Genomic DNA, 13650 nt, shown 5'->3' with positions numbered 1-13650 from the left:
AATAATCATGCAAACCACAAAAACATTCACCATGTGAATCTTTTTATTTTATAAAAAAAGGGGGTAGATCACATATGCGGAGATTTTTATCGCATGAGTCCATGATATGGATAGGCATGTAACACTCGCCCCCATAGAGTTTTATCGCATCACTGAATCTACAGGCTTCTGCACTCGTTACTTGGTTGAATGACGACTGTCTGGCATTATGCGCCCAAGAAATCTCTAGGGCTGTTGACCTTAGTTATTATACAGCAAAGAATGAACGAAGGTAGTCAGTGGTAGAAAACAGCCAACAATTAAGTGACCGTTACGACGAACATGGTTACTTTGTTATCAGAAATTATTTCAATGAAGCTCAAATTGCATCGCTTAGAAAAGTCGTGCTGAAATTTCATGAATCATGGAAAGCAGACAACGAAGAATTCTATAAAGAAGAAGCATTTAACTCGTCTTTAATTACGGGAAGCGAGTATTTGCTCGCCGACGATAGAAGCGTGCTTTTCGACTTCATCAGCTCGAAACAAGTGATGAACGTGGTTGATGCGGTGATTCCGAACAAACCAGCATTCATGAATACACAGCTGTTCTTCAACCCAGTAAATCCGCAACAAAAAGACTTCTGGCATCGTGACTGTCAATACGATTACGACGTTGATGACCAAATGAAAGTCATCATGGAAACCCAGGTATTGCATCTGCGAGTGCCCATTTTTGATGAGCCAGGTATGGAACTTATCCCTGGCACACACAAGCGTTGGGACAACGAAGAAGAGTACAATGTTCGCCAAGAAGAAAACGGCAAAGTGAGCAGCGATGACATCTCTGGTGGTAAGCAGATACCGTTAGCCGCAGGTGACTTATTGGTGTTTTCAGCGGACATGATCCACCGAGGCCGATATGGCTTGGATCGTTTGGCTTTGGATATTTTGATCTTTGATTCGGCGGCAGACTATGTCGACTACGTTGATGACGATTGTCTGCCAACACCAGCCATGTTGAGCAACATTTCCGACCCAAGATTATTTATGAACACGCTACACTTAAAATCGATGCAGTACTCATAATCCATAAAGGTGCCCAAACTATGACTGACACTAAGCAAAATACCCGAATTAGCCAGTTCCGTTTCGGTCAGCCAAAAGAATCTCTCAAGTTAGAACATGTCGCTTTAGGGGTACTAGACAAAGATAAAGTTCGCGTACAAATTGAAGCGACTAACATCAACCCTAGTGATCTGTTGTCGATTTATGGTGTGGGCCAATACAAACATAGCCATCAGCCGCCGAGAGTACCGGGATTTGAAGCGGTAGGAAGGATTGTAGAATCCAGCAGTGCTGAGTTTATAGTGAATCAACGAGTGCTTGTGGCAACCAGTGGAACATGGCAGAACTATGTCGATGTATCACCAGATGATCTGTTCCAAATTCCTCAACATTTAGACAATGGCTACGCCTGTCAGTTGTACATTAATGCGCTAACCGCATGGGTGCTAACGACAGAAATAGCCAAGCTGACCCAAGAGGATGTGTTGATCATCAACGCGGGCAGTTCAGCCATCGGTAAGATCTTCTCCCAGTTATCAGCATCACTTGGCTTCAACATCATTGTCGTTACATCACAGCAGACACAATACCCTGCCACTTCCTGTTGGGTGATAGATGCGAACGCTGATCTAGTTTCTCAAATTAAGGCATTAGGCTTGCCTATGCCAACCGTTGCCTTTGATGCGATTGGCGGCTCACCCGGAACCGATCTTGTTCACACCCTTGGCAACAACGGGCGCTTTATCAACTATGGGACGCTGTCGTTGGATTTTTACGAGCCACGCTTCTTTGAGTACGCGAAAAACCAACACATCGATTTCAGCACCTTCTTCTTGCGTTATTGGGAGGAAGCAGAAGGTAAAGATGTTCGCCGTGATAAGTTCACGACCATGCTAGATCACTTCATCACAAACGACATTCAGCTCGACGTTGACCGCTATCTACCATTCGATGAAGTGCAAACCGCGATTGATCTCATTGAATCGAAAACCACACGCCTAGAGGGCAAGATCATCTTACTGCCACAGTAAGTGAGAGTTGGACGATATATACCTTGTTTATTTCAACAGGCAAGACGTTCAACAGCTTACAAGCGTGCTTGTTAATACACCATCGCTTAGGAAGTTTGATTAAAGAAATCGAAGATTGAAAAGATAGCGAAGAGTTGTGGTGCATTTCTCCATAACTTAAGTGGTTACGAGATGGTCATGAATCACATTTATTTGAAACATCAATTAGTTATATCATTAGAAATATGATACTGATCACCCATAAGATAACCTCGATTCTATATGGTAGCGTCATACTTAAAACCACGATGTGAACATAATTATGAAAAGACACATACTATCAAGCGCCATCCTACTCTCTCTAGCCTTTCCCACCTTTGCAGCTGATGGCGATATACACGATGTCACGATACTGGGTACTTCAGATATCCACGGTCATTTTATGGCGTGGGATTACGCGGCAGATAAACTCAACACTCGTGGTAGCTTGAGCCAAATCGCGACCAAAGTTGGTGAGATCCGCAAAGAGCAATCTAACATTATCCTTGTCGACGCTGGCGATACCATCCAAGGCAACTTCGTAGAAACCTTCAAAGACGAGCCCGTTGATCCAATGATGCTTGGCTTTAATCACATGAAATACGATGTGTGGGTTTTAGGTAACCACGAATTCGACTTTGGCCTCAAAACCCTCAACAGGGCCGTTACCCAATTTAAAGGGCAGTCTCTCGGTGGCAACATCAAGAACAAAAACGGAAACCCATTCCTGCCTGGTTACACCATCCTAGAACGCGGTAGCATTAAGATCGGCGTGATCGGAATGGATACCCCAATGACGGAGGTCTTTGCGCAAGGTACCAACCGTTTAGAAGGCGTCACTTTCACTAATCCAACCTTGGAAGTGAAGAAAATCGTCAAAGAGATTGATGATAAAGTGGATGCCATCATATTGGTTGCCCATATGGGAATTGAGAACGAGAATGACATTGCCGACACCGGTGTCACCGACATTGCCAATGCAAACCCAGAGCTTGATGCCATCGTCGCTGGCCACATGCACACTCGCATCGATAAAGCCGTTGTAAATGGCGTTATTATTACTGAACCCGACAAATATGGCCGCGCCCTATCTCGTATTGATCTTCAATTTGAAGAGCGCGATGGCACATTCACTCTCGTCAACAAAGACAGCTTCACCTATAAAATTAAAGGTATAGATTCTGATCAGAATATGGACGAGCTATACCAGCCTTATCACAAACAACTCCGAGAAATGGCGAACAGACCTGTCGCTCAGCTTACCGGCGTTGATTTAGTCCCTGAAAATGAAATCCGCGGTATCCCTCAAGTCCACGTTCAAGACACAGGCATCAGTGCGCTATACCAAGAAGCGAGCTTCTTCTATGCACCCAAAGCCAATGTCATTGCACTTCAAATAGACAACGACAATGCAGAGCTCGATGTTGGCCCAATCAAAGCCAAAGACATCGCGTACAACTACCAATACGCAGGTGGCGAAATCACTGTCTACCAGATGACAGGCAAAGAGTTAAGAACCTACATGGAATGGTCTGCGGGCTACTTCAACTCAGTGCAACCCGGTGATGTGACCTACAGCTTTAACCCTGAACGCAGAGCTTCAAAATACTCAACTAATGACTTCTTCGCGGGCGTGACTTATACCATCGACCTCACTCAGCCTGCAGGTACACGCATCACCAACCTCGCGTTTGCAGATGGCACACCGGTTACTGATCAAACAGAGATCCGTATTGGTATGAATAGCTATCGAATGGGTCATCTAACCAAGAAAGGCGGCGTGCTAGAAGGTGAATCATTCCCTGTACTCTTTGATACGGAAGCAGAGTATGGAGAAGAAGCAGGCACGATTCGTAACATGACTATCAAGTATCTTAAAGAAGAAAAGAACGGCCAGTATGAGGGTAAGCCTCAACAACGATGGGCACTTTCTGGTTTAGAGAGTCGTTACAATGAACAGCGTGAGATCGTAAAATCATTGATTAATGATAAAACCATATCAATCCCAACCAGTGACGATGGCCGCTACACAAACATCGCTTCTATCAACGTAAAAGAACTGATGTTCAAATCTGACGAAGCCAAACAAGCAGCCATAACCACACGCGAAAAGAAACTGGCGCAGGCGACTGAGCAAGAGAGTAAGCAAATCAAACGCGAAATCACTCTGATTGAAGCGCTCAATTAACCCCTGACCTCAACCAATAACGACTTAACAACGCTTGGAGCGTGGTTAGGTCGTTTTTGTTCCCATTTTCCAACACCACATCTGTACTGAGTAAAACGGTTAATATTGGATGAATGATCTGCAAAGGCCAACTCATAGTTGGACAAAATCTTCTCAGCGAGTTTCCTAAATTAGTGATTTATGAATCACTTCAAGTATTGCAAACCTCCAATCAAGTGGCCAAATTCACTCAGCCACTACAGTACCACTACTCGGTTGCTATAACGCCAACTCGTAAAGGTGATAAACGTCTTCACTGGTCAACGTTCTTGGGTTGCCTCCCATACAAACATCATCCATGGCTTTTTGAACCCAACCATCAATATCCGCATGCTTAACCCCAAGATGAGCCAGCCCAGAAGGGATACCCACTTCACGAGACAACGTGCAAATCAGGTCCACCGCTAATAGGGCTGCATTAGTGTCGTCTAACTGAGACGTATCCCCACCCATCGCTTCAGCTACTTCTCTAAACGCACTTGGAATCGTTTGAGCATTGAATGCGCTCACCACAGGCAGCAAGATAGCATTACAAACGCCATGCGCTAGGTTGTGTGTTGCCGAAGGCTGATGTGACAACGCATGAACCGCGCCTAATCCGGCTGAGTTGAACGACATCCCCGCTAAAAATTGCGCATCAGCAAGTGCCGACCGAGCTTCTATGTTCGCTCCATCCTTTACTGCCATAGGCAGCCATTTGGCAATTAGCTTAACCGCCTCGAGTGCGGTCGGAAGTGTTAAACGATGGGCGCCAGGAGTCACAACCGACTCAATGGCATGGGTCAGCGCATCCATACCCGTTGCAGCGGTAACAGAGGCAGGCAAACCAACCATCAATGATGGGTCGTTAACCGCAACATCTGGAATCTGTTTGGTGTCGACGATCACCATCTTAACGAGATTCTTCTCATCGGTAATCACCGAATTGGACGTCATCTCCGCCGCTGTTCCCGCCGTTGTATTAATAGCAATAAAGAACGCACCGCTATTCTTAACCAGGCCGACCCCATTATAATCGGTGATTTCGCCTTCATTTGATGTGACAATACGAATCGCTTTCGCACAATCAATAGGGCTACCGCCACCAACCGCAATCAAACAATCGCACCCGCTCTGTTGGTAAAACTCAGCACCTTGATTAACCAAACTAACGGTCGGGTTAGGGGTGACCTTATCAAAGGTGACATAATCAAACCCTTTATCATCGAGTGCACAATAAAGAGAATCTAATATCCCCAATTCAATAAGGTTTTTATCTGTCACTATCATTGCTTTTTTTACGGGTCGACAGTCCAACACTGCAACAGATTCTGCCACCGCACCTACGCCGGATAATGATAGTTTTGGTAAATTTAATGCAAACACCATAGTCATTCCTTTACGGTAAGAGCCCGACGGATCGGGCCGATATCAATTACTTCTCAACTCGCAATCCATACGTCTTGAACTTATCGAGTACATGATCCATCTCTTGGTTTGGAAGCACTGGAACGTCTGGCTGAATCGCTGCACACTTGAGATAAAGCTCAGCCAATACCTCGGTTTCATGTGCTAACCACAATGCTTTCTTCAGATTTTCACCAACGGTGATCATGCCATGATGTTGAAGAAGAATAGATTTACTTTGACGAATGCCAGCATCTACATAATCAGCCAACTTAGGAGAGCCAAAGGTAGCATAAGGTACACAAGGTATTTCTGCCGCGCCCGATGCTGCAACCATATAGTGGATCGCCTGGATTGGACGATTGAGTATAGACACTGCTGTCGCGTTAATGGCGTGGTTGTGAACAACGGCATGGCAATCCTCTCTCGCTTGGTAGCAGGTTAGGTGGAAAGCCCATTCGCTTGATGGAATTTTGCCTTCCTCAAATTCTCCGGATTCGCTTACAAAAACGATCTTTTCCGGTGTCAGATTCTCATATTCAATACCCGTTGGAGTGATCAATAAACCACCTTCATAGCGCACCGAGACATTACCTGCGGTGCCTTGGTTTAATCCCAGCTTAGTCATCTCTAAGCATGTATCGATAATGTCTTGTGCTAGTTCATTTCTTGTTATTGTCATCGTATTACTTCCTTAAGCTGGCGTTACGCCTTTCTTTAAAATGATGTTTCCGTATTTAGCGGTTTCGCCCGTCAGTACAACTGCAAAGCATTTTTCGGCGCGGTCGTAAAAATCAAAACGATCCATGTGTTCTAATGCAGGCTTGTCTTTCGTGGTCTTTGTGATTGCCGCCATGTATTTCGATTCAACTGTTGGGTCGAGCTGGTCACCCTCTACTGCTTGCATCATGATCAGCGGGCTTTGGCAGTACACGTCGAGCTCAAATAGCGGTATTGTGCCCTCTAACAGCGTATCGATATTCACGCCATCGGCTCTTAGCACCACATGCGATCCAAACGTCTCAGCAGGAAAATGGGCGTCGGCAAACAGAATTTCATCGCCATGCCCCATTCGACTTAATACGGCAAGCAGTTCTGGGCTTATTGCCGGATGGATTCCTTTAAGCATTGTGTATTTCCTCCAATAACTGGGCGTATTGTTCACGGCTCTCAGACGGGGTGATGACTTGGTAAGCAGGCTTCATATTTTCTTGGGCATGATTGGCATCAATAAATACCCCAGCCCCTGCAAAGGCATACATCGCTGCCCCCGTCACTGTGGCTTCAGGCTGTTCAACCACATGGATAGGGATGCCAACAACGTCAGCTCTTATTTGGTTCCACAGTCTATTTTTAGACCCACCACCCACCACCATTAAACACTCGGTATTTAAGCGACAAGTCGTGGAAAGATAGTGCAGACTGCTCTTGAGTTTGAAGGCCAGTCCTTCTAGAGCGGCGCGGTATATCTCGCCCCTTGTGGCATTAATGGACAGGCCAGTAATCGCACCATTTCCTTTACCGTCACCACCAAGTAAAAAGGATGGATCGAACCTAACGCCATTTGCACCGATAGGGGCCGCTTCCCCTTCCGAAACCATCACCGCGTATTTACTGCTGCTCTCGGCAATATCCGTAAAGTAGGTGTTGGCGACCCATTCCATTACTGCACTAGAGAGCCATTGGATTGCTGGGTTAAACAAATCATTTTTAGCATCAAGCTCTGTTGTCATGCCCTCTTTGAGATAGTCAGGTTTTAACTGAGGACGTGGCGAACGAGCCATCAAGATCTCCCAAGTCCCTGAGCTTAAGAAAGACTGATTCTCTTTGGCACCAGAGCCGAACAAAGCAAACTGAGTGTCGTGACCTGCTGAAATCACTGGAACTCTGTTTGGAATGCCAAGCAGGAAGGCGACATCGTCTTTTAAACAACCCACTATTTCGCCCGCTTCAACCATGGGAGGAAAGTGCGCCTTCGTCAGCTCTAGGTACTGTAATACCCCTTCATTCCAGTCACCGCTGTCTAGGTCCGTCATCATCGACGTGCCAGCCATCGTTCGATCGGTTGTTAATTCGCCCGTCAGCTTTTGTGTCAACATCGACGAAATAAACACCCACTTATCCATATTGCTATAGACTTTTGGTTCGTTGTCTTTCAACCACTTAAGCTTGAATAAGGTATTGAACGAATAATCCCCGATGCCGTTGGTCAAATACAGTTCATCGCGGTCAATATCTTGCGAGATCTGGCTCATCACAGGCGCGGTACGAGCACATTTCCAAGAAATAATGGGATAGATCTGCTTTCCATCTTTATCGAAGGGCGCCCCGTCCACTCCAAAGGTAGTGACAGAAACGGCAACAATATCCGTCGAATTAATTTGAGCCGTTACCTGCTTTGAACACTCAACAAGCTTTTTCCAAATCTGTTGAAAATCCCAAACATGTTTAGTGCCATTCTGTAGCGTTTCATTAGCAATATAGTGCGACGCAACAATTTCACCTTGCTGGTTAATCGCAATAGAGCGGACGTTGGTGGCTCCGCAATCAAGAATAATAGCAATCGACATAACTCACCCCTTTAAGGCCTACCCCAAGTTGGGGCAGGCAAAATTAGTTACCTATTGAATTACTTATAGATAGGGCCGAAGTTCTGACAAGCGCGATAGTCCTGTCCCTCAACATCCTGACCAAATGCAGACCAAGTATGCGGACGAAAGATGTCTTGGCTATCCACGTTATGCATCGATACCGGAATACGCAGCATTGCAGCGAGAGAGATTAAATCGCCGCCAACGTGGCCTGAAGTGATAACACAGTGGTTAGCGCCCCAGTTTGCCATAACGTCATAAACCGATTTAAATGCGCCTTGGCCAGTCAAGCGAGGGACGAACCAGGTCGTTGGCCAAGTCGCGTTAGTGCGCTCATTTAGGGTATTATGAACATCTTCTGGCAGTTCGATAGAGTGCCCCTCAGCAATTTGCAGCACTGGACCAATACCCGAGATAATGTTGATTCGATGCATAGTAAATGGCATACCACCTTCAGTTAGGAACTGAGACGAGAAGCCGCCCCCACGGAAGTATTCTTCAATGGCTGGGCACCATTTCGTTGCATTTAGAGACGCTTCAACGTCGGCTTGTGTCAGTTCCCAGTGCGGTTTCATCGCCGGCTTACCATCAGCTGTTCTCGCTTTACCTGCCCCATCGAGCGCTGCTGAGCCAGAGTTAACCAGGTGCAAGAAACCGGAATCTGGGCGGGTCCCTGTCACACGCTCTACCGCATCTTCAGACCAGTAGGTACGAACATCATGGAAAACCTGAGCCTCACCCGTCAGTAGCTTACCAAACATCATATTTACGCCGTTCAACGCGTCGTTTTCTGTTGCCACACAGATTGGTTCACGAATGCCGTTCCAATCAAATGAGGAGTTCAAGATGGCCTCTGAAAAATCGCCATTGGGCAAATGATCTGTCCAATGACGCTGACCTTGGAAGCCAGCCAGAATAGCATTGTGTCCTAGCGATTCTTCACCAAAGCCTAGCTCTGCAAGTTTTGGGTTGCCTTGCATCAAATCGCGCATGATCATGGTCATCTTAATGACGGTATCCCAATCCTCTGCTTTACGCTCTTCGGTGAAAGGGGTGCCGTTATAATCTTTACCTTCTTTACACCAGTCTCGTACCCAAGCACGTGCCAGTTCAAACTCTTTCTTGTCATAGACTTCTCGATCCAAACGGCGTTTGATTTCTGTCATATCGACATATTCATTACGCATGCCCAGATACTTCTGGAAGAACTCAGGGTTAACCACAGAGCCCGCGATGCCCATAGATACAGAGCCCATCGAGAGATAAGATTTACCGCGCATTGACGCGACGGCTAAACCTGCACGGCAGAAGCGAAGAATCTTGTCCTGTACGTCACTTGGGATTGACTCGTCTCCTGCGTCTTGCACTTCTTTGCCGTAAATTGAGAATGCCGGTAAACCCACTTGTGAGTGGCCTGCCATCGCGGCGGCTAGGTATACTGCACCTGGACGCTCAGTACCATTGAAACCCCAGATGGCTTTTGGTGTATGCGGGTCCATATCAATGGTTTCTGTGCCATAACACCAACACGGTGTTACTGTCAGTACAAGGCCCACATTTTCACGTTTAAATTTGTCAGCCGTCGCAGCAGATTCTGCTACACCACCAATACAAGAGTCGGCAAGGACACACTCCACTTTCTCTCCGCTAGCATGGCGAATATTCTCTTGAATAAAATGAGCTGCGCGCTGAGCCATTCCCATAGTTTGATCTTCAAGAGATTCGCGTACACCCATTTGACGACCGTCGATGGTAGGACGAATACCGATTTTAACTAACTGTGACATCATTGATGTTCCTTATTATTTCTTTAATTCAGGGGGCAGGTTAATGCTGCCCCTGTGGATAATTCTTTACTTAACTTGGTAACCTTTTGCGCCGTAGTACACTAGGTAAACGAAGCCAATGAATGGGATAACAAATGCGGCACCAATGCCTGCTGCATCTGAGATTTGCCCCATGATGGCGGTTAGCAGTGCACCACCCAGGATTGCCATGATTAAGAAGCTTCCACCAAACTTTGAATCAGACCCTAAATCTCTCAGTGATAGCCCAAAAATAGTCGGGAACATCAGAGACATACATGCAGACACACCGACTAGTGCATAAGCTCCTGCTAACCCACCCACTACCATGATTACAGCGACTAAAATCGCAGCGATCGCAGCCAAAGCAGCAAGTAGTTTTTGTGGTTCAATGTGTTTCATCAGCGCGACACAAACCCAGCGCATGACAGAGAAAATCACAATAGATGTCAGTAGGTATGTTGATGCTTCTGCTTCTGTACCGCCGACTTCTTGCATCACGTAACGAATAGTCCATGACCAACAACCAATTTGCGCACCGACATAGAAAAACTGAGCTAACACGCCTTTGGTGAAGTGGCTTCGCTTGACAATACGGCGGTACGCCTGACCAAATGTAGACTCACCGGTAGTACTTGTGTCCTTTGCGGCCGGCATCTTAGTTTTAAGAATCAATAGCCAAATTAAAGCAATAACAACTGCTACGCCCATATAGGGCATCATTACTGCGTACAGTTCGTCAGATTGAATTTTCGCTAGTTCGTCAGCAGCCATGGCCGCACGTTCACTATCCGTTGCAGGGTTTAGTTGCGATAAGATGTAAAATTTGCCAATTAACACCCCAGTGATCGAACCAATAGGGTTACAAGCTTGAGCAATATTTAGACGTCGAGTTGCGGTTTCTTCAGGACCCATCGCTAATATGTATGGGTTGGCACTTGTTTCTAGAATGGAGAGACCGCCAGCTAGAACAAATAATGCCAGCAAGAAAGGTAAATATTCCATTGCTTGCGCGGCGGGATAAAATAGCAGTGCGCCGGTTGCAAACAATCCAAGGCCCAAAAGCACTCCGGCTTTATAACTGTATCGCTGTATGAAAAGCGCAGCGGGAAGAGCCAAACAAAAATAAGCGCCATAGAAAGCCGTTTGTACCAAACCGGATTGCATATCGGTTAAAGTAAATACTTTTCGAAACTGTGCAATAAGTACATCAGTCATGTTATTTGCCAAACCCCACATGGCAAAACAACAACATAGTAGCCAAAAAGCAAATTTAATTTCCTTTGGTATTACCTCTACTTTATTATTCCTCTGTGTTTCAGACGAACTTATATTGAGAGTATCATTCATAAGATATCCTTATTTATTAATTAAATTATTTATTTTTATTTTAAAGTTTATTTTGTTTCACGTTATTACAAATCAGTTATTACTACATCTACCGATTCGTTATCACATATTTTAAGAAGACTTCTTTTTTTGTATTTAGATTTATCGGCAATTAGAATAACTTGATCAGATATATCGATAAAACTTCTTTTTATTTGATAGTTATATTCATTTGAATCCCAAACTCCTGAGTCATAATCAAACCCAACGCAGGAAAAGAAGCAGACGTCCAAAGACATATTAGCCAGTGTCTCCACTGCTAGTGGACCATAGAAACTACTGTACTTATCGGAATAACTGCCACCAGTACAAATTACATTAATATTACTTTTACCTTCAAGGGCAATAACATTCTGAAGAGAATTGGTAATAATAGTGCAACTGATATTTGGAATCTCTCGAGCGAGACACCAACTTGATGAACTTGCGTCTAAACCTATTACCATTTCTTCTTTAATATAATCTAACGCTTTGCTTACCAGTAATTCCTTTTCTTCTATATAGTCCTTAGAACGCGCATGAAAAGAAAGACCTTCATCAATTTCTTGAACACTAATAGCCCCACCATGAACTCTTTTAAGTGCGCCCGATTCATCAAGCTTTTTTAAATCTCGACGAATGGTTTCCACAGAAACATTAAAGGCTTCTGCTATTTCTTCGACGGTTGCACTTCTTTGATCATTTATTAGTTCAACAATTTGTAGGCTTCTCATAATGGTCTCCCGCTTGCTTGATTATTAATTTACCAATGAAAAAATGGCAAAACTGTGACGAAATCGCCATCAAGCCCGTTATTGACCGATTTGTGACTGATATTGTGGACTATTAAACACAAATGCCCGAAACTTATAAAAACAGTCATTCATTAATAAGGAATTATAATTGTTAGAACAGCTTGTAATCACCACTTACATAGATTGAATGATATTGCGAATACTTGCCTATTTAGACCAAAGCGTATAACTCAGGAGAGGGGAGGACACGAAATGTCTGCACAGAGACAGTAATAAGAATCCACCAAGTAAACATGAAACAATGATTAGTTGAACTTGGCTAACTAAAGTGGGTAAAAACAAGAGAATTAATACTCTAAGAAACTTGGGGGCATTAACAAGTTAGAGAAACAGCACTATCCCCCTCCCCCAACACACTTTCATAAAGAAAACCTTTAACACGTTAAACCATGATTTATTGCACTTAAACGTGGTCACGAACCGTCTGACGATAAATTCGAAAGCCTCTGAGGTGACTCTAAGCTCCCACAAACACCTGTATTCCTCCTCACACTGATCTATTTCTCTCTTTTCGCAGTACAAGTTATTAATTATTCGATATAAATCGCTTTCTTTTTCAAATTGTTGTCTACAGTTTTATAGAGCTTGTCGCTTCAGTAATTGCCACAAGTAACGACACCTTTTGATGGTAGGTTTTGTTTATAAGGAAAGGAAATGGAAAGCCCAATTGTCACACTCACACATGCCAGCAAAAGCTTTGTTGATGGTAAAGACACTCATAGCGTGTTGGAAAATGTCGACTTCGCTTTGGCAACAGGGGCAAGCGTGGCTTTGACAGGGGCGAGTGGTAGCGGGAAAAGTACTCTGCTGAACATCATTGCGGGGTTTGAACCTCTATCTGGTGGTGAGTTGTGGCTCGATGGCGAGAACTCATTAGATTGGAAAGATCCACAGTGGAGCCGATTCCGCCATCAAAATTTGGGCGTTGTCTTTCAACAGTTCAACTTGTTAACCCCACTCAACGTAAAACAGAACATCGCCTTCCCTCTCCATTTAAATCAACAAAAATGGGGCGACTGGTGCGATTACTTAGTGGAAGCGTTAGGCATCAGTGAGCTACTCGAAAGACACGTATCTGCACTCTCTGGCGGTCAGCAACAACGAGTCGCTATTGCGCGCGCGCTAGCCCATAAACCTAAGCTACTGCTTGCCGACGAACCCACAGGCAACCTCGACCACAAAGCAGGGTTAGAGGTTATGAAACTGCTGAGTGAAATCACTACACAAGGCAACACTGCCGTGCTTTTGGTTACGCACAGCCCGGAATGTACCAGCTTTATGCAGACAAAATTGGTGTTAGATGATGGTTGTTTAAAGAACGTAGATCGAACCAAAACCAAAGAGCAGCAACTTTGTGAGTAAT

The 13650-nt window shown here is 44.9% G+C and carries 11 protein-coding genes; 4 read left to right on the top strand and 7 right to left on the bottom strand.

The features are described from left to right. Positions 1 to 278: 278 nt before the first annotated feature. From AB6D93_RS08960 to AB6D93_RS08950, 3 genes are all read left to right on the top strand, one after another. Entirely contained in the window at positions 279 to 1067 is a 789-nt protein-coding gene (locus AB6D93_RS08960; RefSeq protein WP_102332708.1) for a phytanoyl-CoA dioxygenase family protein, read from the top strand. A gap of 20 nt (positions 1068 to 1087) precedes the next feature. After that, positions 1088 to 2077 (top strand): zinc-dependent alcohol dehydrogenase family protein, encoded by a 990-nt coding sequence (locus AB6D93_RS08955; protein WP_017059992.1) that lies wholly within the window; start codon positions 1088 to 1090, stop codon positions 2075 to 2077. 301 nt (positions 2078 to 2378) lie between these two features. Further along, positions 2379 to 4283 carry a bifunctional UDP-sugar hydrolase/5'-nucleotidase gene (locus AB6D93_RS08950; RefSeq protein ID WP_102332709.1) on the top strand — a complete coding sequence of 635 codons (1905 nt, stop codon included), beginning with the start codon at positions 2379 to 2381 and terminating at the stop codon, positions 4281 to 4283. Positions 4284 to 4541: 258 nt separating this feature from the next. Here the strand turns inward: AB6D93_RS08950 and AB6D93_RS08945 are convergent, their stop codons facing one another. The 7 genes from AB6D93_RS08945 to AB6D93_RS08915 form a co-directional block, all read right to left on the bottom strand. Then, the gene (locus AB6D93_RS08945; RefSeq protein ID WP_017059994.1) at positions 4542 to 5690 is read right to left on the bottom strand and encodes an iron-containing alcohol dehydrogenase; all 1149 of its coding nucleotides are present in this window, start codon (positions 5688 to 5690) and stop codon (positions 4542 to 4544) included. Between the two features lie 46 nt (positions 5691 to 5736). Beyond that, a complete protein-coding gene (locus tag AB6D93_RS08940; protein ID WP_029236427.1) occupies positions 5737 to 6384 on the bottom strand; it encodes an L-fuculose-phosphate aldolase in 648 nt (215 codons plus the stop codon). Between the two features lie 18 nt (positions 6385 to 6402). Beyond that, on the bottom strand, positions 6403 to 6837 hold the full coding sequence (gene fucU, locus AB6D93_RS08935; protein ID WP_017059996.1) for an L-fucose mutarotase: 435 nt from the start codon (positions 6835 to 6837) through the stop codon (positions 6403 to 6405). Continuing rightward, on the bottom strand, positions 6830 to 8278 hold the full coding sequence (gene fucK / locus AB6D93_RS08930; RefSeq protein ID WP_017059997.1) for an L-fuculokinase: 1449 nt from the start codon (positions 8276 to 8278) through the stop codon (positions 6830 to 6832). Before fucK ends, fucU begins: the two co-directional genes overlap by 8 nt. A 59-nt stretch (positions 8279 to 8337) precedes the next feature. Then, positions 8338 to 10086, bottom strand: a complete 1749-nt coding sequence (locus tag AB6D93_RS08925; protein WP_029236428.1) for an L-fucose isomerase — start codon at positions 10084 to 10086, stop codon at positions 8338 to 8340. Between the two features lie 66 nt (positions 10087 to 10152). Further along, the gene (gene fucP / locus AB6D93_RS08920; protein WP_017059999.1) at positions 10153 to 11322 is read right to left on the bottom strand and encodes an L-fucose:H+ symporter permease; all 1170 of its coding nucleotides are present in this window, start codon (positions 11320 to 11322) and stop codon (positions 10153 to 10155) included. A gap of 197 nt (positions 11323 to 11519) precedes the next feature. Then, the gene (locus tag AB6D93_RS08915) at positions 11520 to 12206 is read right to left on the bottom strand and encodes a DeoR/GlpR family DNA-binding transcription regulator (RefSeq protein ID WP_102332710.1); all 687 of its coding nucleotides are present in this window, start codon (positions 12204 to 12206) and stop codon (positions 11520 to 11522) included. A gap of 735 nt (positions 12207 to 12941) precedes the next feature. Here AB6D93_RS08915 and AB6D93_RS08910 point away from each other — a divergent pair. Next, positions 12942 to 13649 (top strand): ABC transporter ATP-binding protein, encoded by a 708-nt coding sequence (locus AB6D93_RS08910; RefSeq protein WP_102332711.1) that lies wholly within the window; start codon positions 12942 to 12944, stop codon positions 13647 to 13649. Position 13650: the final 1 nt, after the last annotated feature.

The organism is Vibrio sp. 10N.247.310.23 (assembly GCF_041467155.1).
GTDB lineage: Bacteria > Pseudomonadota > Gammaproteobacteria > Enterobacterales > Vibrionaceae > Vibrio > Vibrio crassostreae_C.
This window is presented reverse-complemented; position numbering and strand designations above follow the sequence as displayed.